Here is a 21,948-nt window from a genome sequence, read left to right on the forward strand (position 1 = left end):
TTTGCAAAACGTCCGCACACGAAAAGAAAAAAAGCCGCGGCGCGCCGACAAACCGAACGTTCGGCGCGCCCCGCGCGTTAGCGGTTGCGGAAATCGAGCTGGCGCTCGAAACAGTACCGGATTACTTTTTGCCGCTCGGTGTCGGCGATACGCGTGAACCGGACGCTGACCGTGTTGCGCCCCGTGCCCGGTTCTTTGACGCGCAGCACTTCGCCGCCGAACGGAACGTGGTCGACGCTGCCGCTTTTGTAGGCCAGCAGGATCCAGCCGTCCACTTCCTGCTCCGTCTCGATCGGGTAAGCGCCCGCATCGACGAACGACAGTCCGCCCCCGCTCAGGTCCGAAGTCACGGCGGTAAAATGGAACTGCGGCGCCTGCACGGCGATTTCGACCTTGGCCGGAACGCGCAGGTAATGTCTCCGCTGCACTTTGGAAATGTCTTCCGGCAGCGGCTTGCTGATCCGCATGAGCGGAATGGAATCGTCCTGATAGCCCAGCACGTGCGACGTGAAGTAATACTTCACTCCGTCTTCCGTCATATGGTAGACCGACAGTTCTTCGCCCAGGCGAAGCCGGCTCATTCGTCCGGCACGAAGCGGGAGTTCGGTCAGCAGCGAATTCTCCTCGATTTCGGAAATTCTCGATCGATGTTCGTTTTCGGGTTTGGCTTCCATGGATACGGGCTGCATAAACAGCATATCGTTGGTTTTCGGATACATTTTTTTGATCGCCCGCCTTTTGTACGTGCTCGTCAAGGCCTTGCTCTTCCGCGCTGGGTAGGAGCCTGCCTTCGGCTTCATCAGTATAGCATGCGGACATAGGCTTGTAAGCCCAATTCCCCAAAAAACAAAGGCAAAACCCGGGATACGGGCTTTGCCTTTGCGTGCGATCAGGTATGCGGTTGGAAAACAGGGCCTTTCGGACCCGTGTCCCTTGGATTGGAATCCTTTGGACCGGCGTTCCCTTGGATCAGGCTTCCTTTTTGTCGGAAACGGCGGACGGCTTCGGCGTGCGTTCGGGCGGAGAGACCGGCAGCGAGTCGTCCTTTTTCAGGAAGCGGAACGGGGAACGGTTGTTGGCTTTGCCGACTTTGTCCATGCCCCCGTACCACATCAGCACCATGAACGGCACGATGTACCAGATCCAGTAATGGCCGGACAGATTCAGGATCATATCGTAGATGCCGTGCCACACAAGCGGCATGAGCAGCGACAAGACCAGAAACTTTTTGCGCTGAGACGCGCTGGCAAATTTGGCGCGGCCCATATAGTATCCCATGACGACGCCGAACATCGCATGCCCGGATACCGGCAGCAGGCCGCGCAGCAGCAGCGCGCCGAACGAAGCTTTGAGCGTGAACGCGTACATGATGTTCTCAAGCGTAGCGAATCCGAGCGATACGGCCACCGCGTACAAAATGCCGTCGTACGGTTCGTCGAACTCGGTATGGTTGTATATGAAGTGAAACAGCACGAACCATTTGAACATCTCTTCCACGCCGGCCGAGATGCCGAAAGCGAACAGGTACGGATTGTCGCCGAATGCCCGCAGCAGTCCCTGCTGGACGACCATGATCGGCAGCACGACCAAAAAGCCGAGCACAAACATCCGCGCAACCATATGCAGCGGCTCGGCGTCATACTTGTCTTTTAGATAGAAATAAAACAGCAAAGCGACTCCCGGCGTAATCGCCGCGACAAACACCGTCAACGCTAGCAAATTGTTCCCCTTTCCCGCCTCGTCCGCGACGAAATTCCGGATCTGTCCACGCCGTGCAAGCCGTACAAACGGAAACGGCCGCCCCGATCGCTCGGGACGGCGGCGTTTCTCCCGGGCGTCAAGCCCGGCGGTCGAAGTGCGTGCAGATCTGGGCGACCGCCCGTTCCGCCATCACGGTCTTGCCGTACTCCTGAAGCACGGCGGTCGTGACCGGCGACGAGCTGCCGAACTCGGCAAGCACGGCGATCAAAGGGTTATGCAGCGAATCGTCGAGCTCCTCCGCCGAAAAATGCAGGAACCACGCGTTCTTATAATGGTACAGCGATCCTGTTTCGGTTACCCGATCGCGCAGCACGTGGGCCGCTTCGATCAGGGGCTCGATATCGTGGAAGGAGTAAACGATCGTATCGCTTGCCTCCATAGTCACTTCCATTTCGTAAACTTCATCCGGCATTTCCTCGTCTCCCGTGTCCGAATGAAGCGGATCATACTTGCCTTTCGTCACGACGACGACCATGCCCTGCGCGGGAAGCGCAAACACTTCAACGGCCAGAGGGCCGGTCGCGTCGAAGCCGAGCTCGGTGTAGGCCTGATCCATCATTTCGGTGAACAGTTCGTGGACTCGCGGAATCTCCTGCCACATATCTTCCCGCTGAATGCCGCGTTCGTTGAGATCGTCGGACGTAAGGAAGATACGAATTTTATCCTGGCCTAATCGTTCAATTTTCACGACAGGACCCTCCTTTAGGAGTCGATTTTTGGAAAGGGTCTTCCTTGCGCATCGACCGCGTCGAACGTTCGGCATACCGGCTTCATTGCTGGCCTGCTGCCACGAAGGGAATAGCCTCTCGAACGACAAATCGCACCCGGTCGACGCACGGAGCGGTTTATTTGATATTTATATATAACCACATATTTATGTTATCACTTCTTTTCGCCAAATGCACGTCCGGATATCAAAATTCATGAAACGTTTCAGGTTGGTATGAAAAGGTTACAATCCCGTTATGTGCCGCAACTGCGCAGTCGATTATGCTAAGCTTTAAAAGTTACATAAGCTGTACCGAATAGCTATGAAACGCATGTGCCTGGCGGATGCCGGCGTTCGCGCGAACACCGGGCGACAGCCGGCAGGCCAGGCGCAGAGGCACCAAAGAACATGCAAAGAAAGCGAGATGGATAACAGATGTGGAAAAAAACGGCCCTGTTCTGGCTGGCTGCGGGCCTCGTGCTCGGAGCCTGCGGGAACGCCGCCGAAGAGGCTGAACCGAACGGTTCCGCCCAGACGACGGAAACACAGACGACGGATGCCGGAAAGCCTGCGGAAAGCGCGCAGACGGCTCCGGCGCAGCAAACCCCGGATACGGCCGAAGGTACGCAGACCCCGGACACCGCGGCTCCCGAAGAGACCGCTCCGGCAGCGGGCACCGAAACAGACGCACCGGCAGGCGGCGACGCCGCGGCTCCGGGCACGGCAGGCGGCGACGCCGCGGCTCCGGGCACGGCAGCCGGCGAACAAACGGACACGCCGGACGCGGATAACGCGGCAGCTGCCGAAGAAGTCGCGCTCGAGTACCATATGAACGCGAACTACGACATCGTTCCGAACGAAGGCAGCGGCGCTCCGAAGAAGATCGTGCTGCTGACGTTCGACGACGGTCCGAAAGAAGCCAAAATGATCAACAGCATGTTCGACACGCTCGACAAGCATAATGCCAAAGCGATCTTTTTCGTGAACGGCTACCGGGTCAAAGCGAATCCGGACCTGCTGAAGCTCATTGACGAACGCGGCGGCATCGTCGGCAACCACAGCTACGATCACATCATCCTGCGCAAGGAAAGCGATGCCGAAATCAAAAAGCAGCTGGAAGACACGCAGGCGATCGTCAAAGAAACGATCGGCAAGTCGCCGACGTTTTTCCGCCCGCCGAACGGCGCAGGCAACGATTACACCGAAAAAGTAGCCAAAGACAACGGCATGCTGTCCATGACTTGGTCCGTCGGATCGCTTGACTGGGTCAACCAGGACGATTCGCAGGCCGTTATCGACAACGTGTTCGACCAGCTCCACTCCGGCAGCAACATTCTGATGCACGAACTGCCGTGGACCGTCGAAGCGCTCGACGAGCTGCTCACGAAGCTTGAAGCCAAAGGCTACAGCTTCGTCGATCCGCGCAGCATCGATACGACGAAACAGCCTTGATCGACTGGCGGCGGCGCATGACGGACTTCCCCTGTCGGAAGGCTGTCCGCAGCCGGCATTCGCAGGGTTCCTAAGACGGAACGGTTCAAAAAAGGCCATCCCCCGGGGGATGGCCTTTTTGGTGTGCGCGGCATGGACGCTCGCGGCTGCGATCTTCGCCGAGGACGTCAGCCTTGCAGCGGCGGCGCGCTGCGCAGCGTCAGCAGATGCGTCTCCGCCGGCGAACCGAGCCGCAGCGGAAAATGGCTGGTGCCGATGCCGCGGCTGATCCGCAGCCCGGTCGTGCCGCCGTCTTCGGATTCGATAAAATGCGTGCCGTCGAGATACGTTTTGTAGAACGGCTTGGACGCGGCCGGTCCCACGAGCGGCAGGCTGATCTGCCCGCCGTGCGTATGTCCGGCAAATGCGTAGTTGGCCGACGTGCGCCGCAGCGCCACGACCCATTTGGGATCGTGCATCAGCACGAGCACGCAGTCTTCGCGGCGGATACGCGGATCGCCCCGCCACAGGCCCGCGGGTCCCAGATCGTCGATCCCCGCGAGCCAGATCGTACTGCCGCCCCGGTGCAGCGGCACGTTCTTGCTGCCGAGCGGCTTGACGCCGGACGCTTCCAGCAGCGTATCCAGCTTCTCCATATTCGGCATGTAGGCTTCGTAGTCGTGATTGCCGTAGACGGCATAAGACGGTCCGATCTTGCGCAGCATGCGCATATTGGCGAGCGTGCGCTCTTCCGGCACGCCCCGGTCGGTCAGGTCGCCGCCGATCCACACGATGTCCGCTTTGCCTTCCAGAGCGGCCACTTCCGCTTCGGGCAGCAGCCGGCGGTGGATATCGGAGATGAAATAGACCCGGTATCCGTCGAATGCGGCCGGCAGTCCCGGGATATGCACGTCTTCGTGCAGCACCCGAAACGCCATCGCTTCCTTGACCATATGCACGCCCAGACCGGCCGCGGCACCTGCCGCGGCGGCGAGCGCTTGTTTCCAACCCCATTTTATTGCCATGGCAATTTCACTCCTGTCATCTGGGTGCCCCACCATAGCAGCGTCCCGAGCAGTATCAAGAACAGCAATAACAGCGTTTCGTAGAACCATTTGGTCAGCCTGATCCGGCTTGACGGATACATCACGCTGCGCGGAGGAAGTTCCGCGTCGGGATCTTCTTCCGCTTCTTGAAGCGGCGCGGCAGGCGCCGGTGCGGCGGCCCCCGCGTTCTTGATCCGCTCCGCTCTCGTCGGCGCGGCCTGGGCGGCAGGTTCGACCGACGGCGGCGGCTCGATCGATTCCGCAAGCGCCGCCCGATCGTCCAGGTCGGACAGCCGCATGACGGTCGTATCGGTCAGCTTCATATGATTGCTTTGCCATTCCTGCTTGAACGTCGGGCGCTTACGGCGCTTCTTCCTCGTACTCGGATGCCGATCCATGCGGCTTAAACGTTCGCTCATTGTTCCTTCTGTTCCCTCCGTTTGATCATGATGCCCGAGATAAAATCGATCAAGAAATGACAAACGATCGGCGCCCACAGCGTACCCGATTGCACGTAGATCCAACCGAGCCCGTAGCTGCTGGCAAACACCCACGCCGTCGGCAGCCAATGCTTCAAGTACCGGATATGGATCAGCGCGAACAGGATACTGGTCCAGTAAGGACCCAGATGATACTGGATCGCTCCCCGGAACAACAGTTCTTCGCACACCGATACGACGGCCGCGATGACGAAAATATGCCACAGCGGACGTTTGCGAAACAGCATCGCGTTGATCCCGCCGTCGTCCAGGTCTTCTTCGCGGCCCCAGCGCGTCATCAGCAGATCGACCGCGAACAAGGCGACCGCAAGGCCGGCTCCCCAATACAGGAAGCGCGGGTCGCCCGGCAGCGTCAGCAGGTCCAGCGGATTGCGTCCTTGAAGCAGAATCCAGACCGTACCGATCAGCAGCGTCAGTCCCTGCGTCAGATAGAGATTGATCAAAAGCAGCCGGTCCGTTAATTGTACGGCTTTGCGCCGAATTTTGTTTCCTTTTTTATTCGTCATGGGTTTGGTTCCTTCGGGGACATGGACCAAAACCTGAGTTCCGCCCGCCCATATCCCGTTGTCACTGCTTTTCGAAAAGCGGAATGCTAATCAAATGATAACGAAAAGAGACTCTGTAATCAAGTTTTCTGCTTTCTTTTCATCGGTTTTCGCGGTACGGGAAGCGTATGTGACCGTTTATAAGATTGTTCGGAAAAGACGTACGCATTTCCTGCCAATTTATCGGATTGATCGGAAATAAGCCCGGTTTTTTCGCTATCGTGGCAAAATATGCGTTTGTCGCTTTATTAAACCCGAATTTATTTTATGCGTTGACACTCTGTGTAACCTTGTGTTAAAGTATGAAAAATTCAACTTGAGCGAAACGCTTTGAAGGAGAACGGTGGGAGTACGCATATCAGAGAGCCGGTGGAAGGTGCGAACCGGTTATGCGTTCCCGTCCCGAGCGCTCCCGAGCGTCTGTCCGACCCCGCATGCCGCGGAGTAGGCGCAGCCGGTGTCACGCCGTTACCGTGAAGGGTCGGTTTCTCCGACCCGCTAAGGCCGAAGCCCGCAAGGGCCCGGCGAATTAGGGTGGCACCGCGAGACTCTCGTCCCTTTACCGCGCCAGCGGTATGAGGACGGGAGTCTTTTTTGCGGGAACGTTTTGGACGCGCCGCCTATTCGATTCAGGATTTCCCTCTGCTCCATCAACGCGTCTTTCCGTCATTGCAGACAAGCAAGTTTCACCGATTCACCGGTTTTTCGGACGACCCGCAGCCGCGGCGCCGTTCTGGAACATATTTGACTTGCAGCGTACAGCGAACCGAATAAGGGAGGAAATAAGACGATGTTTAAAGTATTGGTATCCGACCCGATCAGCGATCTGGGCATTCAACAGCTGGTGGAAGCGGCCGACGTACAGGTGGACAAAAAAACGGGTCTGTCCGAGGCCGAACTGATCGAGATTATCGGCGATTACGACGCACTGCTCGTGCGCAGCCAGACCAAGGTGACCGAGGGCATCATGAAGGCGGGTTCCCGCCTCAAAGTGGTCGGCCGGGCGGGCGTGGGCGTCGATAACATCGACCTGCCTGCCGCTACCGGACGCGGCATCATCGTCATCAACGCGCCGGACGGCAACACGATCACGACGTGCGAGCACGCTTTTGCCATGATGATGGCTCTGGCGCGGCATATTCCGCAGGCGTACGCCAAAACGATCAGCGGCCAATGGGATCGCAAGTTCCTCGGCGTCGAACTGCGCAACAAAAAGCTCGGCGTGCTCGGCATGGGCCGGATCGGCAGCGAAGTGGCCAAGCGCGCCAAAGCGTTCGGCATGGACATTCTCGGATACGATCCGTTCCTGACCGAAGAGCGCGCGGAGAAGCTTGGCGTGAAGCTGTCCAGCGTCGACGATATCGTCAAAAACGCCGACTTCATCACGGTGCATACGCCGCTGACGCCGGAAACGAAGCATATGATCTCCACCGCCCAGTTCGCCGTCATGAAAAAAGGCATGCGCATCATCAACTGTGCCCGCGGCGGAGTCGTGGACGAAGCCGCTCTCGTGGCAGCGCTTGACGAAGGCATCGTGGCGGGAGCCGCGTTCGACGTGTTCGAACACGAGCCGCCGGCGCCGGACCACCCGTTCCTGCACAATCCGAAAGTCATCGTGACGCCTCACCTGGGCGCGTCGACCGTCGAAGCGCAGGAAAACGTGGCGATCGACGTCTCCGAGCAGGTGCTGCACATTTTGCGCGACGAGCCGTTCAAGAACGCCGTGAACATGCCTCCGGTCGCAAGCAGCGTCATGAACAAACTTCAGCCCTACTTCTCTCTCGGCGAAAAGCTCGGCAGCTTCGCTTCGCAGCTGACGGCCGAACCGGTCAAATCGATCGTGATCGAATATGCCGGCGAGCTGTCGGAAGTCGATACGCAGCCGCTGACGCGTTATATCGTCAAAGGCGTGCTGTCGCGCCACCTGGGCAGCGAAGTCAATATCGTCAACTCGCTGCACCTGACCAAGATCCGCGACCTGAACGTGCAGGTGAGCAGCTCGTCCGCCACCAAAGGCTTCACGAACCTGATCACGGTCACGCTCGTCGAGCAGACCAACGCGGAACGTTCCGTCGCGGGCACGCTGCTGTACGGCTACGGCGAACGGATCGTGCAGGTTAACGAATTCCCGATCGACTCGGCACCGGACAACCATCAGATCCTCATCTCGCACAATGACCAACCGGGCATCATCGGCAACGTCGGTACGCTGCTCGGCCGCAACGAAGTCAATATCGCGACGATGCAGGTCGGACGCAAAGTGGTCGGCGGCGAAGCGGTCATGCTGCTGAGCGTCGACAAAGAAGTGCCGAAGAACGTGCTGACCGAACTCGTCGGTCTGGAAGCGATCAACTCGGCTCAGGAGATCTCCCTCTAATCTTCCGCGTCCGACGCCTCCTGCCCTCCTCTCCCGAACGGGATGCGGGCTTGGAGCGTCGGACGAAATATTCCTTCAACGAAAACTTACTTATCCGATTACAAAAAGCAGCCCCTGCCGAATCCGGCGGGGGCTGCTTTTCGGTCTTTCGGTCTGAAACGTTCTGGCTTGCGCCTGGACGAACGCTCAGTCTTCCTCTTCTTCCCAACCGCGCGTGCGCTCGATCGCGTTTTGCCAGCGTCTGTAGATGCTTTCCCGCTTTTTCGCGTCCATCTTCGGGCGAAAATGGGCACCGGGCGGGTTGAACGAACGGAACTGGCTGCGGTCCCAGATGCCGCACTGCAAGCCGGCCAGCATGGCGGCGCCGAGCGCCGTCGTCTCCGACTGCTCGGTGCGGACGACTTCCAGTCCCAGCACGTCCGCCTGGTACTGCATCAGGATATTGTTGCGGACCGCCCCACCGTCGACGCGCAGTTCGCGCAGCGGAATGCCCGAATCTTTTTCCATCGCCTGGGTCACGTCCCGCGTCTGAAGCGCAAGCGACTCCAGCGTCGCCCGGGCGATATGCCCCGGACGCGTCCCCCGCGTCAACCCGAAGATCGCGCCCCTCGCGTACATGTCCCAGTACGGGGCGCCCAGCCCGGTAAACGCCGGCACGATGACGACGCCGCCCGAGTCCGGCACGCCGGCCGCCAGCGCTTCGGACTCCGCCGGATCTTCGATCAGGTTCAGCCCGTCGCGCAGCCATTCCACGGCCGCTCCGGCCACGAACACGCTGCCTTCGAGCGCGTAATGCAGTTCGTCTCTCCAGCCCCATGCGATGGTCGATAACAGGCCGTGCGTCGATTCCACCCGCTCGCTGCCCGTGTTGAGCAGAATGAAGCAGCCGGTTCCGTACGTGTTTTTGGCATGTCCGGCTTCCACGCACGCATGCCCGAACAAGGCGGCCTGCTGATCGCCGAGCACGGAAGCGATCGGAATCTCGGCGCCCCCGAACCATTGAGGCAGCGTTACGCCGAAGTCCGCCCCGGACATCAGCACCTGCGGCAGCATTGAAACGGGAATGTTCAGTTCCTGCAGCAGACGCTGATCCCAATCCAGGCGGCCGATATCGAACAGCATCGTGCGCGACGCATTCGTTACGTCCGTCACATGCGATTTTCCGCCGGTCAATTTCCAGATCAGCCACGTATCGACCGTGCCGGCCAGCAGTTCCCCCGCTTCCGCCCGCTGCCTCGCTCCCGGAATATGGTCGAGCATCCAGGCGATCTTGGTCGCCGAGAAGTACGCATCGACCACAAGTCCGGTCGTCTGCCGGATATAGTCTTCCAGACCGCGCTTTTTGAGTTCTTCGCACAGGGGCGCCGTCCGGCGATCCTGCCAGACGATAGCCGGGCCGATCGGACGGCCGCTTGCGCGTTCCCAGACGAGCGTCGTCTCGCGCTGATTCGTGATCCCGATCGCCGCAATATGCTTCGCTTCGACGCCCGACACGGCAATCGCTTCGCGCGCCGCTTCCAGCTGGCTGTCCCAAATCGCTTCCGGATCGTGTTCGACCTGTCCCGGTACCGGGAAATGCTGCTCGAACGTCCGCTGCCCGGAAGCGATCGGACGCGCTTCCCCGTCGAACAAAATCGCCCGGGAACTCGTCGTCCCCTGATCCAACGCCAAAATATAGGTACCGCTCATCGTGGCTCCTCCTTTCAATCGCTTTCCCTTTTTTAATTGAAGAATAACGTGCCGGAGACTCCGGACACGTTAGGATTCATACCTTTTTGCGCCTCTTGTCGGGAACGCAATCAACCACTTTTGCCGTTTTTCGGCAGGATGACGCGAAATTTGGTGCCTTCGCCGAGAACGCTTTCGACCTGAATGCTTCCTCCGTGCGCGTCCACGATGTTTTTGACGATCGCAAGACCAAGCCCCGTCCCGCCGGAAGAAGCTCTCGTCCGCGCTTTGTCGGCTTTGTAGAAGCGGTCGAAAATGTACGGCACGTCTTCGGCCGGAATGCCGTGTCCTTCGTCCGCCACGTAGATCGTCATCGCTTCCCGGTCGGCGACCGTCGGCTTGACCGCGATCAGCACGCCGCGCCCGGACGGCGTATGCCGGAACGCGTTATCGAGCAGATTGGTCACGACCTGCTCCAACCGGTCTTCGTCGGCCTGTTCGAGCACCAGCTCGCCTTCGGCCCGTTCCAGCCGGAAATCCAGATCGCCTTCTTTGGCGCGCACGGCAAACTTCCGGTATACCCGTTCGACGAGTTCGCCGATCTCGACGCGGGTTCGCGTCATATCGGTATGCCCGGCTTCCATCCGCGCCAGATCCAGCAGGTCTTTGACCAACCGTCCCATTCGCAGCGATTCGTCATGGATGACGTGCAGCAGTTCGCTCTGCTCTTCCGGCGAGTCGGCGAAGCCGTCGAGCAGCGCTTCGCTGTATCCCTGCATCATGGACAGCGGCGTACGAATTTCGTGCGACACGTTCGCGACGAAATCTTTGCGCATTTTCTCCATGTTCACCGCCTGGGTCACGTCGCGCAGGACGGCCACGACGCCGCGTACTTCGTTGTCCAGAAACAGCGGCGCCATGTTGACGGCCCAGACGCTCTGGCGAACGAGCACGTTGGCGCTGCGGTCTTCAAGCGTCGTGCGCACCTGCTCGAACAGCGGATACAGCGGTTCGGGAATCGTGGAGCGCGCGGCCGCGGACGATTCCGTTTGGTCGTCGCGCCAACTGATCGCTTTCCAGTCTTCCAGCAGACGGTCGCCGGCCGGATTGGTCAACTGCACCGTGCCTTCGCGGTCGAACGTCATCACGACGTCGCTCATGCTGCGCAGCACGCCGGCCAACTGTTCTTTTTCGATATTCAGGTCGCGAATATTCTCCTCCAGCCGGGCCGCCATCAGGTTGAACGTGCTGGCCAGCTCCCCGATCTCGTCGTGGGCATCCAGATGGACGCGCGTGCCGTAATCGCCCTGACGGATCGAATCCGCCGCGTCGATCAGCTGGCGCATCGGCTGCGTGATCTTTTTGAGCAGAAACAACGCAAAGACGGTCGTCATGGAAAAGCCGATCACGCCCACGTAGATGAGCATCCGCTTGACGGCCGCCGAGTTGGCGAAGGCGATATCGACGTAAGGCAGCAGGAAAAAGCCCAGAGTCAGCAGCACGCACGCGACGAGCGCAATGATCGTCAGCCACAGCTTGCCGACCAGCGTCTGCCACAGTTTGCCGACTCTTTCTCTCCACCCGATCATCTTACTTCGGAACCTCGAGTTTGTAGCCGACGCCCCAGACGGTCGTAATCATGGAAGCCGAATCGGGCGACACTTTGTTCAGCTTTTCGCGCAGCCGTTTGACGTGGGTGTCGACCGTGCGCAGATCGCCGAAAAATTCGTAGTTCCACACGTCCTTGAGCAGTTCTTCCCGGGAGAAGACCTTGTCCGGCGACACGGCCAGATAATGCAGCAGTTCGTACTCTTTGGGAGTCAGTCCCACTTCGTGCCCTCCGGCCAGCACGCGGTGCGCATCGTGCTCGATCGTCAGGTGCGGGAATACGATGTTGTTGCTCGTTCCGCTTTCTTTGGTCAGATAGGCGGTCGCCGAAGAACGGCGCAGAATCGCTTTGACCCGGTAAATCACTTCGCGCGGGCTGAACGGCTTGACGACGTAATCGTCGGCGCCGACTTCGAAGCCCTGCACCCGGTTGACTTCCTCGCCTTTGGCGGTCAGCATCAGCACGGGCGTCGATTTGACCTGGCGCAGACGCGCGCACACTTCCACGCCGTCGATGCCGGGCAGCATCACGTCGAGAATGACCAGCGTGTAATCGCCTTCCGTCGCTTTTTGCAGAGCGCTCTCGCCGTCCTCCGCTTCTTCGATCTCATAGCCTTCTTTTTCCAAATACATGCGAAGCAAACGCCGGATTCTTTCTTCGTCGTCCACTACGAGAATTCGCTCTTTTTGATCAGCCACGATGCAACAATCCTTTCGTCAACGGTATGCGCGGAAAAGTTACTTGTCCGGCGTTTCTCTCTCGTGCTTAATTTCCGAAAGCTGCTTCAGCTCGTTGATTTCGCTTGCCGTCAGCGGGCGATGCAGGCCGCGCTTGAGGTTCTGCAAAAACAGATTGCCCATCGAGATCCGCTTGAGGCGTTTGACCGGGTGCGAGATCGCGTCGAACATGCGCCGAACCTGACGGTTCTTGCCTTCGTAGATCGTGATGCGGATCGTCGCCTGCTTTTTCTGCTGGTCCACGTCGTAATATTCAAGCTGCGCCGGAGCGGTCATGCCGTCTTCCAGCTGAATGCCCCGTCTCAGTTTCTCGAGCGAATCGCCGTGCGGAATGCCTTCTACCGTAGCCAGGTAGGTCTTCGGCACGTGATGGCTCGGGTGCGTCAGCTTCTGGGCCAGATCGCCGTCGTTCGTCAGCAGCAGCAGCCCTTCCGAATCGTAGTCCAGACGGCCTACCGGATAGACGCGTTCCTTGATCCCTTTGATGTAATCGGTTACGACCTTGCGGCCTTCGGGATCGGTCGCGCTCGTAATGACGCCTTTGGGCTTGTTGAACATCAGATACAGCTTCTGCTGCGCTTTGATCGCCCGGCCGCTGACCGTGATCTCGTCAACGTTCGGGTCGGCTTTTGTGCCAAGCGTCGTTACGACTTCGCCGTTCACCTCGACCTTGCCCGCCAGGATGAGCTCCTCGCATTTTCGTCTCGAAGCCACGCCCGCCTGGGCCAAAATTTTCTGTAATCGTTCCATAGTCATCCAGTCACCTCATCTTTCATCATACCTATAGAGTTCAGAAACCACAAGTTCAACCATACGTTTTTGCGGCGCTTGTCCGCCTTGCGAAGACACTCGCACCCCGGAACCATCCGCCTACGGCATACTGCCCGGCAAGCAGCGAAAACAGGGCCCTTTCCCTGATGCGGGAAGGGCCCAAGACAACGTCGCGGCAGGCGGCCGTTACCCGCCTTCTTCTTCCGGCTCCCGCTCCGAACCGTCCGCCCGCAGCGGGCCAGGCGGCTCTTCTTGTTCGGCTTCGGCCTGCGCCGATTCGGCGGGACCGCCGAACAGCAGCCGTTCTTCGTCTTCCGAAGCGATCATCGCTTCGAACGCCGAAGCGTCCGGCAGCTCTTCCAGTCCGCCAAGCCCGAAGTGGTCGAGGAAGCCTTTGGTCGTCCCGTACAGGATCGGACGTCCGATCGCGTCGGCTCGCCCGGTCTCGACGATCAGATTTTTGTTCGTCAGCGTATGGATCGCCCGTTCGGACTTGACCCCGCGGATCTCTTCGATCTCGATCCGCGTGATCGGCTGACGGTAAGCGACGATCGCCAGCGTCTCCAGCGCCGCCTGCGACAGCGTCGCGCGCGACGGCGAATAAGCCAGCCGTTCGAAATATTCCGAATGTTCCGGCAGCGTCGCCAGATGGTACGCGCCGGCAAGCTTCGTCACCCGCACGCCCCGCCCCGACTTGCGCAGATCGCGCTGGAGACTCTCGACCGCTTTTTGGGCTTCGCCCGGTTTGTTCTCCGTGATCTCGGCTATCTGCCGCACGGTCAAGCCTTCATCCCCCGCCAAAAACAGGAGGCCTTCAATAATCGACTTCAACGTCTGCAAATCCATTTGACGCCGTTTCCCCTCTCCACTCCATTACGATGTCGTCGAACAGCCGATCCTGATAGCAGCTCACCTGCTTCATCTTCATCAGTTCGAGTACGGCGAGGAACGTTACGACGATCTCCTGTCTGTACATCCGTTCGTTCAACACGCTCGAAAACAAGATTCTGCCGCCCGGTCCCGCTCCGCGAAGCGCCCCTTCCAATTCCCGCATCCGATCCCGGACCGAAATCTCGTCGCGGCGGATACGGGCAACCGTCGGTTTGCGGTCGGCCCGCAGCAGTGCGCGCTGCAGCGCCGATACAAGATCGGACATATGCAGCCCTTCCAGCGGATTGTCGTCTTCCGCGGGCAGGAACGGAGCCAGATCGTCGGGCTCGCGAATATAGATGCGGCCCCGCTCGTGCTCTTTCTCGTGCAGCAGACCCGCAATGCTCTTATACTTCCGATATTCGGTCAACCGGCGAATCAGGTCTTCCCTCGGATCGGGTTCTTCCTCTTCGTAGAAATCATATTCGTCCATATCCATCACCGGAGGTTTGGGAAGCAGCAGTTTGCTCTTGATCGCGAGCAGCGTTGCCGCCATCACGAGGAATTCGCTCGTCACTTCCAGCTCCAGCTCCTGCATGCTGCGCAGGTAGCCCATATACTGTTCCGTGATCATGCTGATAGAGATCTGTTGAATATCGATCTCCGACTTGTCGATCAGGTGCAGCAGCAGGTCGAGCGGACCTTCGAACGATTCCAGTTTGTAAAGTACAGTCAAGCCGTTTCCCCTCCGCCTGTATTGCGAACGGTCAGCCTTTGAATTGACGGCTCAGGCTGGCCATTTCAAGCGCCGCAAGCGCCGAATCCCAGCCTTTGTTGCCGGCTTTCGTACCCGCACGCTCGATCGCCTGTTCGATATTTTCGGTGGTGACGAGGCCGAAGATCGTCGGAACGCCCGTTTTCAAATTGATCGCGGACACGCCTTTCGCCACTTCGTTGCAGACATAATCGTAATGCGTCGTCGATCCGCGGATCACCGTGCCGAGCGTAATAACCGCGTCGTACTTGCCGCTCTCCGCCATTTTTTGCGCGATCAGCGGAATCTCGAACGCGCCCGGAACCCAGGCTACGTCCACGTCGTCGTCTTCCGCGCCGTGACGCTTCAACGCGTCGAGCGCGCCCGACAGCAGCTTCGCCGTAATGAACTCGTTGAATCTGCCGACGACGATCCCGAATTTGTATCCCTGCGAAACCAAGTGTCCTTCATATACATTTGCCATTTGTCATCAACCATCCTTTGTCTATTGTATACCAGATTGACCGGTTTGTAGCCTTCGTTTTACAAATTTCCTCATTAACCATGCCGCAATCGTGCCATTATCGCGCTCCGGCCGCACAGCCGGGCCAGCGCGAAACGTCCGGTCTTTACAGCCTTGCCCCGTTTTCCGGCGGGATCGGCGTCTCGTTCTGCTCCAGCGCTTCAAGCTCGCCGGGCGCCGTGTGCGCGCCCGGGCCGTTCAGGCCGAAGTTGGTCAGATGTCCCAACTTGCTTTGCTTCGTATGGAGGTAGCCGACATTGTCGGCGTTCTCCGCCATCTGGATCGGCACCCTCTCCACGATGCCGAGCCCGTGTCCCTGCAGCCCTTTGATCTTGCGCGGATTGTTCGTCAGCAGGCGAATACGCTTGACGCCGAGATCGCTCAGAATCTGGGCGCCGATGCCGTATTCGCGCAGGTCGGCCGCGAAGCCGAGCGCGCGGTTCGCATCGACCGTATCCAGTCCTTCTTCCTGCAGCTTGTACGCTTTGAGCTTGTTGATCAGCCCGATGCCGCGGCCTTCCTGACGCATATACAGCAGCACGCCGGAGCCTTCGGCTTCGATCCGGCGCATCGCGGCGTCGAACTGCGGTCCGCAGTCGCAGCGCTGCGAATGGAACACGTCGCCGGTCAGGCATTCGGAATGCACGCGGACGAGCACCGGGGAATCGGGATCGATCTGCCCTTTGACGAGCGCGATATGTTCCTTGTCGTCGATCTTGTTGCTGTAGGCGACGGCGCGGAATTCGCCGAACTCCGTCGGCAGCCTGACTTCCACTTCGCGCCGGACCAGCTGCTCGCGTTCGCTGCGGTACTGGATCAGATCCTTGATGCTGATCAGCTTCATGTTCCATTTCTTCGCCAGATCGACCAGGTCGGGCAGCCGGGCCATCGTCCCGTCTTCCTTGATCACTTCGCAGATGACGCCCGCCGGCTCCGCCCCGCTCAAGCGGGCCAGATCGACCGCCGCTTCCGTATGGCCGGCCCTCCGCAGCACGCCGCCGTCTTTGGCAATCAGCGGGAACATATGCCCCGGACGCCGGAAGTCGTCGGCCGCCGTCTCAAGCCGCGCGATCGCCCGGGCCGTCACGGCGCGCTCATGCGCCGAAATGCCGGTCGTCGTCTCCATATGGTCGACCGACACCGTGAACGCCGTCCCGTGAAAGTCCGTGTTGCGCGTCGTCATCGGATCGAGTTCCAGCAGCGCCGCGCGTTCGCGCGTAATCGGCAGGCACACGAGCCCGCGTCCTTCCGTAATCATGAAGTTGATGACTTCGGGCGTTACCCGGTCGGCCAGCGCGATAAAATCGCCTTCGTTCTCGCGGTCTTCGTCATCGACGACCAGCACGATTTTGCCGGATTTCAGATCCGCCAGCGCGTCGTCGATCTCGTCGAAAGCAAATCGTTCGTCCATGTTGTCTCCTCCTCCGTCTTTCGTTCAAGCTCTCGGCCGTGCAGGGTGTTCAGGAGTATCCGTGCCGCGACAGGAAGCTTTCGTCGATTGCGGAGAACGTCTTCGCTCCCGCTTTCTCTTTTTGCCCGACGCCGAGCAGATGTTCAACGTATTTGCCCAAAATATCGCATTCGACGTTAACGGAACTGCCTGCCTTTTTGCGGCTCAGCGCCGTCTCGCCCAGCGTGTGCGGGATGATCGAGACGCCGAAATATCCGTCCTCCGCATGGATTACGGTCAGGCTGATGCCGTCGATCGCGATCGAGCCTTTGCCGATGACGTAGCGCATCAGATGCGGATCGTCCGCTTTCAGCGTGAATACGACGGCATTCTGGTCCTGCTCGACCGACACGATCGAAGCGGTTCCGTCGACATGCCCCTGCACGATATGTCCGCCGAAGCGTCCGTTGGCCGCCAGTGCCCGCTCCAGATTGACCGGGCTGCCGCTGCCGAGCGTGCTCAGATTGCTGCTGCGGTACGTCTGCGGCATCACATCGACGGTGAACGAATCTTTGCCGTAGCTCGTGACGGTCAGGCAGACGCCGTTCACGGCGATGCTGTCTCCGATCGCGACGTGCTCCAGCACTTTTTTGGCGCCGAGAGTCAATACCATCGCTTCTCCGCGCCGCTCGGCGCGCCGCAGGCTGCCTACTTCTTCGATCAGTCCGGTAAACATGCGCAGATCCTCCTTGACTTCTCTTTTTCCGCTTGAATCTTCTTGAATCTTCTACATCTTCATACCGCTCCAGGGCGCTCTTTTTCGGTACATGCCGCTATGGCACATGCAAAAAGCCCCGCACCCGGCAAAAAGATCCGGGGACGGGGCTTGGGATTGAAAATCGAAAGATCCTGCATTTGCCGAAAATTCGGTACGCAAACAAACAGGGTACGCCCAAACAGGCTTCATCCTGCCGTTTGCATTCGCCCGAATTCCAAACGCGGCAGCCCGCATGCGCAGACCACGAACCAACGGGCGCCTGCGACAAAAAAGTCGGATCGGCCCGTTCGGTTCATGCGCGAACATGAGGTGCCGCGTTTCCATGCCGGATTCGAAAACAGCCGGGCTGCGCCCGTCGTTCCCGAACCGTATGCAAGGCAAATACGACGGTTCGTTTTCTCTTTCTCCCATCCAGACTGTAACTGTCGGTCCCGGAATCGCACCAGGTCAACCGGGCCGCTGCGTCATACAAACGGCTCGGGTCACGGACTTCGGCCGGCGATCCCTAAGAATCGCGCGCCGTCACCGCCGGTGGGGAATTTCGCCCCGCCCCGAAAGAGTATATGCGTACCCGGCAACTGACCGGAATACGGTATTGATTATGATGGTAGCATGGCGGGAAAAGAAATGCAAATTACGCCAAAAAAAGCTTATCGGCCGCGGCCTGACAAGCTTTCGGAGTTCTGCGACATGCGCGATGTCGGAAGATCGGTATGCTACCGTCGCGATTTGGAATTCGGCTTGGACTTGGCGTTCGATTTGGCGTTTCCTTTCGAACCGGCATACGGTCTTGCGTTCGGAAGCGCTTTGGGATCGGGCTTGCGTTTGTGCTTTTTGCCCGAATACCAAAATCCCCACGCGCAGATGACCAGGATCAGAAACGGATACATGGCCGTGCCGTTGGGCCAGGGCAAAACGAGCAGCATCAGCAAAATAAGGACGAAAAATATGGCGTAGCCGACTTGGAAAAAGCGGTGCATATCAAAAACTCCTTTTCGATTATCGTTCGCGGCAGCGAAAATTCAAGTGCTTTAACTATACACCATGCTCAGCGAAAACAGTTAATTTTGAGGGGAAGCGGCTTTTTTATCGGAAAAACGTTGTTCAAAAAAGGCACTCCCGAGTAAATGCGGGAATGCCTTTTTCCACGTTAAAGATCCATCCAGGAATCTAGAATGCCATTCGTAAAATACAAATATGTATCCCCGTAAGTCCAGGTATCGGTCGAGATATACGTACCGCTGTAACTGCTGGTATCGTCCGGAGAACCCCATGACATCAGCACCATATCTTTGGTCATGCCTTTGGAAATTTTTTGCCCTGCGATCAATTCCCACGCTTTGGCTTTCCAGGCCGGATACATTCGTTTAGGGTCTGTTACATAAAAATGAGTTGCGATAACTCCACCGGGAAAACTGCCCAAAGGAACCCGGAAAGATACAACTGATCCATCTGCTCTTCTCGCTTGGATAACTGCGTCTCCTTTGTTGACACCCAGATTTAATATTTTAATTTTTTCTGTATGATAAAGGGGATTGGATCGAGGCAGCGCATGTTTATCCGCCCATACCGTTATATTTTTAAAAGCGCCTTTAATCGATTCATATTCAGAATAGGTACAAAAAGTATCAGGATCATATCCATAGACGGTTTTTTCGATCACTTTTCCATCAACCGTCTGAATCGTAAACTCGGTCATTTCGCTTCCCCATGAAGAAATGCCGGTTACCCAACCGGATTGGCCTTTTTCATATAGGTATACTTTTGCGCCCATATACCATCGAATCTCACTATGCACTTTTTTGGCGCTGTTGATTTTGTCGAGCGTGTTTTGATAAGAATTGTAATCCTTCCAAAAAAACACTGAACTCAACTGCGGCTCGTAGCGTCCGGAAATACCCGTCACGGCTATAAATTTCTCGAGTGTGACATAACGGGTATTTTTGTAAGCAATCGAGTTTGATTTATTGATCGGGAAAGTGCCTTTGGAGGACCTGACCGTCAAATCTTTGCCACCTTCCAACGTTACTCCTTTTAGCCGGCTTATCGTTTTGATCGGCACATAAACCTTACCATTTTCGGCAAGATAGGTTTTTTGCGTGGAGATTACGATTTGGTTATCTACAAAAACGCCTAACTCTTGAAGATAATACGCATTGTTCAAAGGATCTGAAGCAGCGCTTACGGACTTCATTGGAAATCCCAATCCGAACGATAAAATCAAAATCAAACACAAAAATTTCGAAACAACTTTCATCTGACCCGCCCCTATTTCTATTTATAATGAGTTTTGACCTAACTAACTATACTACATATTTTGTATAAATTCTTTATTTTTGAAATCAGTGATCTAGCGTAATGCAGGCTTTATTGTAAACGACAAAAAAACAGCGATCAGAAGGCCTAAGCCTCCGATCGCTGTTGGGTGGGTTCATTTACTATTACGTTACGATACTATTCCGTTACGACTTTGACTTCTTTCATCTTGTCGCCCGGCTTAACGGCATCGATCAATTCCATGCCTTTGGTTACTTTACCGAAAACGGTGTGTACGCCGTCGAGGTGCGGCTGTGGGCCGTAGCAGACGAAGAACTGGCTTCCGCCGGTGTTCTTGCCCGCATGCGCCATCGACAGAACGCCTTTGGCATGCTTCGTTACATTCGTCGAAGTCTCGCAGTCGATCTGCCAGCCCGGGCCGCCTGTGCCGGTGGGAATTGGGTATGTTATGCACCGCTAAATCTGTAATTTTTGCTTTATCCTCTGTCATTCCGACCCTATTCTGGTCTTCTGGTGGAGTGGTATTACCGATAGGTAGCACCAGCTCTAAATCAATTTCATCTTTTTTAAAACTAATTTTTCGAATAACTCTAGAAAGCATCATCTTCTTCGTATCCAATTCCGCCTCGTCGTATTTCTCCAACCATCCATCAAACTCCTCTAGAACTTCTTGATACTCATTCATCTTAGTTTTTTCTTTTTGAGTTTCCCGTTCTAAAGATTCTATTAGCTTGCCTTTCTCTGCAATTTTTATTTCTTGTTCTAGCAACATGGATTCTACTGTATCAAAACTGAGTTTGCTCTGCCCCAGTTCTACCTTAATGATCAGCCCCTTTATTGCTGATAATTCTTGATAGTCTCCTTGAATTTCTTTTTTTAGTTTTGCTAGATGAGAATCCTTTTGCACAACATTTTCTTTTTGAAATTTATCTAGCACTTCTACAAAATCCTCCTTGTTGGCTTTGGAAATAAAGTCCTTTACAACTATCTCCGCTTCCTTTTCATATTTCTTCGCTCCGAATTGAAGGCATGCATGATCTTCTCGATTACCTAAATGCCTTGCCCGTTTACAAACGTAGCGCATTACTTTTGACTTTTGTATCGTCCCGTCTTTTCTCTTATTTGTTGTTATACTATGATCAACCGACAAATTCCCACCACAATAACCGCACTTCACTATTCCAGATAGAAGCAGCTTGGATTTAGTAGGTGTGTTTATTTCTTGTTTGTTATTTTTATTACTTCTGCTATCTATAATCTCTTGCACTCTGTCAAAGTCCTCTTCTTCTAGTATTTTATAGTCAGGATTGAATGGCTGAAGCTTAAGATCCTTCCACGTAAGATGCTTGTCATCGTTTATATAATTGTACCTTTGGTAGCCCTTTAAGATTGGATTTCTGAGCATCTTGCCTACACTAGAGATCGAAAAGGTCGGGAATGGGTCGATTGAAATTGTGAATTATTCAGGTGTAAGTGGAAACTCATTTAAGCTTTCTAACCTCGTGAACGGTGAAAAAGTAACCGTCGATTGCCTGAACGAAGAAGTAACATCGAACATCCCTCTCATCTATCATTTCGATGATGTGTCTGGAGAGTACCCCAGTTTGGTTCCAGGCGATAACTTTGTAAGAATCGTGGGTAACTGTAACGTCGTTTGGAAATACCAGTGTGTCTTTGACCAATGCTAGTTGAACTATCACTAGGTTAAAGCCACAGGGTTACCGCCTTTTATAAACAATTTCGAAAACCTTTAAGTGTTATCAAATGATTGCACAAAGTTCACTTTCAGTGTATCATTTAGATAAGGGAGGGGTTATCATAAAATGACAACAGAAGAATTTCTACGCCAGGCAAAAAAGCTCATAGCCAATAAAAAAACTTATTTTTCTCAAAGAAGAGACTATGATACGGCTCAAGCACTTTTAGATTTAGGAATTGTACACAGAAGCTTAGCTTGGCGAGAGATTTTGCGATTAGTGCCTAGCGATCAGTACAAACCACCTGAGCTTGATCATAATGGCTCCAACAACCTTGTCTTTTTTTTTAGAAAAGAAATAAACGGTGTATCTGCATACATTAAGTTGAGCATCGATCAAAATCTGTGTATGTGTATTTCTTTTCATCCTGAAGGGTATACTACTAAGCCTTAAGTACATAGGTAGACGAGGCGTTAAACCCTCGTCTCCTATCTTCATATAATTT

21 protein-coding genes, 2 pseudogenes and 1 riboswitch are annotated in these 21,948 nt (G+C 56.2%); of the genes and pseudogenes, 4 read left to right on the forward strand and 19 right to left on the reverse strand.

The features are described from left to right. Positions 1 to 77: 77 nt before the first annotated feature. The 3 genes from FFV09_RS00815 to FFV09_RS00825 form a co-directional block, all read right to left on the reverse strand. Positions 78 to 755, reverse strand: a complete 678-nt coding sequence (locus tag FFV09_RS00815; protein ID WP_246098439.1) for a flagellar brake protein — start codon at positions 753 to 755, stop codon at positions 78 to 80. Positions 756 to 969: 214 nt separating this feature from the next. Continuing rightward, positions 970 to 1,719 carry a glutamic-type intramembrane protease PrsW gene (gene prsW, locus FFV09_RS00820; protein ID WP_141445911.1) on the reverse strand — a complete coding sequence of 250 codons (750 nt, stop codon included), beginning with the start codon at positions 1,717 to 1,719 and terminating at the stop codon, positions 970 to 972. Between the two features lie 118 nt (positions 1,720 to 1,837). Then, on the reverse strand, positions 1,838 to 2,449 hold the full coding sequence (locus tag FFV09_RS00825) for a genetic competence negative regulator (protein ID WP_141445912.1): 612 nt from the start codon (positions 2,447 to 2,449) through the stop codon (positions 1,838 to 1,840). 456 nt (positions 2,450 to 2,905) lie between these two features. Between FFV09_RS00825 and FFV09_RS00830 the strand changes: the two genes are divergently transcribed. Then, a complete protein-coding gene (locus FFV09_RS00830) occupies positions 2,906 to 3,922 on the forward strand; it encodes a polysaccharide deacetylase family protein (RefSeq protein ID WP_141445913.1) in 1,017 nt (338 codons plus the stop codon). A gap of 167 nt (positions 3,923 to 4,089) precedes the next feature. Here FFV09_RS00830 and FFV09_RS00835 read toward each other — a convergent pair whose 3' ends face one another. The 3 genes from FFV09_RS00835 to FFV09_RS00840 are packed head-to-tail and all read right to left on the reverse strand — an operon-like array spanning position 4,090 to position 5,953. Continuing rightward, positions 4,090 to 4,926 (reverse strand): metallophosphoesterase, encoded by an 837-nt coding sequence (locus tag FFV09_RS00835; RefSeq protein ID WP_170314888.1) that lies wholly within the window; start codon positions 4,924 to 4,926, stop codon positions 4,090 to 4,092. Next, on the reverse strand, positions 4,917 to 5,366 hold the full coding sequence (locus FFV09_RS23605) for a hypothetical protein (RefSeq protein ID WP_170314889.1): 450 nt from the start codon (positions 5,364 to 5,366) through the stop codon (positions 4,917 to 4,919). Before FFV09_RS23605 ends, FFV09_RS00835 begins: the two co-directional genes overlap by 10 nt. Beyond that, positions 5,363 to 5,953: a CPBP family intramembrane glutamic endopeptidase gene (locus FFV09_RS00840; protein WP_141445915.1), complete on the reverse strand. Its 591-nt coding sequence runs from the start codon at positions 5,951 to 5,953 to the stop codon at positions 5,363 to 5,365. Before FFV09_RS00840 ends, FFV09_RS23605 begins: the two co-directional genes overlap by 4 nt. Before the next feature lie 829 nt (positions 5,954 to 6,782). Between FFV09_RS00840 and serA the strand changes: the two genes are divergently transcribed. After that, positions 6,783 to 8,369 carry a phosphoglycerate dehydrogenase gene (gene serA / locus FFV09_RS00845; protein WP_141445916.1) on the forward strand — a complete coding sequence of 529 codons (1,587 nt, stop codon included), beginning with the start codon at positions 6,783 to 6,785 and terminating at the stop codon, positions 8,367 to 8,369. 186 nt (positions 8,370 to 8,555) lie between these two features. Here the strand turns inward: serA and glpK are convergent, their stop codons facing one another. The 13 genes and pseudogenes from glpK to FFV09_RS24035 all read right to left on the reverse strand — a co-directional run. Next, positions 8,556 to 10,058, reverse strand: coding sequence for a glycerol kinase GlpK (gene glpK, locus FFV09_RS00850; RefSeq protein ID WP_141445917.1), 1,503 nt, complete (start codon positions 10,056 to 10,058; stop codon positions 8,556 to 8,558). Positions 10,059 to 10,168: 110 nt separating this feature from the next. After that, entirely contained in the window at positions 10,169 to 11,626 is a 1,458-nt protein-coding gene (locus tag FFV09_RS00855) for a HAMP domain-containing sensor histidine kinase (RefSeq protein WP_141445918.1), read from the reverse strand. Position 11,627: 1 nt separating this feature from the next. Beyond that, positions 11,628 to 12,344, reverse strand: coding sequence for a response regulator transcription factor (locus FFV09_RS00860; RefSeq protein WP_141445919.1), 717 nt, complete (start codon positions 12,342 to 12,344; stop codon positions 11,628 to 11,630). A 39-nt stretch (positions 12,345 to 12,383) separates the two neighbouring features. Beyond that, a complete protein-coding gene (locus FFV09_RS00865) occupies positions 12,384 to 13,133 on the reverse strand; it encodes a pseudouridine synthase (protein WP_141445920.1) in 750 nt (249 codons plus the stop codon). Positions 13,134 to 13,340: 207 nt separating this feature from the next. Then, the gene (gene scpB, locus FFV09_RS00870; RefSeq protein ID WP_246098440.1) at positions 13,341 to 14,000 is read right to left on the reverse strand and encodes an SMC-Scp complex subunit ScpB; all 660 of its coding nucleotides are present in this window, start codon (positions 13,998 to 14,000) and stop codon (positions 13,341 to 13,343) included. Beyond that, positions 13,969 to 14,760: a segregation and condensation protein A gene (locus tag FFV09_RS00875; protein WP_141445921.1), complete on the reverse strand. Its 792-nt coding sequence runs from the start codon at positions 14,758 to 14,760 to the stop codon at positions 13,969 to 13,971. The genes scpB and FFV09_RS00875 overlap by 32 nt, the downstream gene beginning before the upstream one ends. A gap of 31 nt (positions 14,761 to 14,791) precedes the next feature. Next, positions 14,792 to 15,262, reverse strand: a complete 471-nt coding sequence (gene ribH, locus FFV09_RS00880) for a 6,7-dimethyl-8-ribityllumazine synthase (protein WP_141445922.1) — start codon at positions 15,260 to 15,262, stop codon at positions 14,792 to 14,794. A gap of 145 nt (positions 15,263 to 15,407) precedes the next feature. After that, positions 15,408 to 16,712, reverse strand: a complete 1,305-nt coding sequence (locus tag FFV09_RS00885) for a bifunctional 3,4-dihydroxy-2-butanone-4-phosphate synthase/GTP cyclohydrolase II (RefSeq protein ID WP_141445923.1) — start codon at positions 16,710 to 16,712, stop codon at positions 15,408 to 15,410. A gap of 49 nt (positions 16,713 to 16,761) precedes the next feature. Further along, positions 16,762 to 17,427, reverse strand: a complete 666-nt coding sequence (gene ribE / locus FFV09_RS00890) for a riboflavin synthase (RefSeq protein WP_141445924.1) — start codon at positions 17,425 to 17,427, stop codon at positions 16,762 to 16,764. 437 nt (positions 17,428 to 17,864) lie between these two features. Then, a riboswitch (FMN riboswitch) is annotated at positions 17,865 to 18,032 on the reverse strand. Between the two features lie 153 nt (positions 18,033 to 18,185). Then, positions 18,186 to 18,449 carry a hypothetical protein gene (locus FFV09_RS00895; protein WP_141445925.1) on the reverse strand — a complete coding sequence of 88 codons (264 nt, stop codon included), beginning with the start codon at positions 18,447 to 18,449 and terminating at the stop codon, positions 18,186 to 18,188. Positions 18,450 to 18,619: 170 nt separating this feature from the next. After that, entirely contained in the window at positions 18,620 to 19,726 is a 1,107-nt protein-coding gene (locus FFV09_RS00900) for a hypothetical protein (RefSeq protein WP_141445926.1), read from the reverse strand. A 197-nt stretch (positions 19,727 to 19,923) separates the two neighbouring features. Further along, positions 19,924 to 20,187, reverse strand: a pseudogene (locus FFV09_RS00905) (peptidylprolyl isomerase); the annotation flags it as partial. A gap of 604 nt (positions 20,188 to 20,791) precedes the next feature. Then, a pseudogene (locus FFV09_RS24035) lies at positions 20,792 to 21,151 on the reverse strand (recombinase zinc beta ribbon domain-containing protein); the annotation flags it as partial. Between the two features lies 1 nt (position 21,152). Here FFV09_RS24035 and FFV09_RS24500 point away from each other — a divergent pair. Together FFV09_RS24500 and FFV09_RS00915 are read left to right on the forward strand one after the other, a co-directional pair. Next, a complete protein-coding gene (locus FFV09_RS24500; protein ID WP_425472249.1) occupies positions 21,153 to 21,434 on the forward strand; it encodes a hypothetical protein in 282 nt (93 codons plus the stop codon). Positions 21,435 to 21,569: 135 nt separating this feature from the next. After that, positions 21,570 to 21,896, forward strand: coding sequence for a type II toxin-antitoxin system MqsR family toxin (locus FFV09_RS00915; RefSeq protein ID WP_141445928.1), 327 nt, complete (start codon positions 21,570 to 21,572; stop codon positions 21,894 to 21,896). Positions 21,897 to 21,948 lie beyond the last annotated feature (52 nt).

Origin of the sequence: Saccharibacillus brassicae, from assembly GCF_006542275.1 — a bacterium.
GTDB lineage: Bacteria > Bacillota > Bacilli > Paenibacillales > Paenibacillaceae > Saccharibacillus > Saccharibacillus brassicae.

Bases quoted from the DNA above. Each gene is read 5' to 3' on its own strand.
- ribE (WP_141445924.1), bottom strand. From the start codon at position 17,427: ATGTTTACCGGACTGATCGAAGAAGTAGGCAGCCTGCGGCGCGCCGAG.
- FFV09_RS23605 (WP_170314889.1), bottom strand. From the start codon at position 5,366: ATGAGCGAACGTTTAAGCCGCATGGATCGGCATCCGAGTACGAGGAAG.
- serA (WP_141445916.1), top strand. From the start codon at position 6,783: ATGTTTAAAGTATTGGTATCCGACCCGATCAGCGATCTGGGCATTCAA.
- scpB (WP_246098440.1), bottom strand. From the start codon at position 14,000: ATGGATTTGCAGACGTTGAAGTCGATTATTGAAGGCCTCCTGTTTTTG.
- FFV09_RS00900 (WP_141445926.1), bottom strand. From the start codon at position 19,726: ATGAAAGTTGTTTCGAAATTTTTGTGTTTGATTTTGATTTTATCGTTC.
- FFV09_RS00830 (WP_141445913.1), top strand. From the start codon at position 2,906: ATGTGGAAAAAAACGGCCCTGTTCTGGCTGGCTGCGGGCCTCGTGCTC.
- FFV09_RS00855 (WP_141445918.1), bottom strand. From the start codon at position 11,626: ATGATCGGGTGGAGAGAAAGAGTCGGCAAACTGTGGCAGACGCTGGTC.
- FFV09_RS00840 (WP_141445915.1), bottom strand. From the start codon at position 5,953: ATGACGAATAAAAAAGGAAACAAAATTCGGCGCAAAGCCGTACAATTA.
- glpK (WP_141445917.1), bottom strand. From the start codon at position 10,058: ATGAGCGGTACCTATATTTTGGCGTTGGATCAGGGGACGACGAGTTCC.
- FFV09_RS00915 (WP_141445928.1), top strand. From the start codon at position 21,570: ATGACAACAGAAGAATTTCTACGCCAGGCAAAAAAGCTCATAGCCAAT.
- ribH (WP_141445922.1), bottom strand. From the start codon at position 15,262: ATGGCAAATGTATATGAAGGACACTTGGTTTCGCAGGGATACAAATTC.
- FFV09_RS00885 (WP_141445923.1), bottom strand. From the start codon at position 16,712: ATGGACGAACGATTTGCTTTCGACGAGATCGACGACGCGCTGGCGGAT.
- FFV09_RS00895 (WP_141445925.1), bottom strand. From the start codon at position 18,449: ATGCACCGCTTTTTCCAAGTCGGCTACGCCATATTTTTCGTCCTTATT.
- FFV09_RS00865 (WP_141445920.1), bottom strand. From the start codon at position 13,133: ATGGAACGATTACAGAAAATTTTGGCCCAGGCGGGCGTGGCTTCGAGA.
- FFV09_RS00835 (WP_170314888.1), bottom strand. From the start codon at position 4,926: ATGGCAATAAAATGGGGTTGGAAACAAGCGCTCGCCGCCGCGGCAGGT.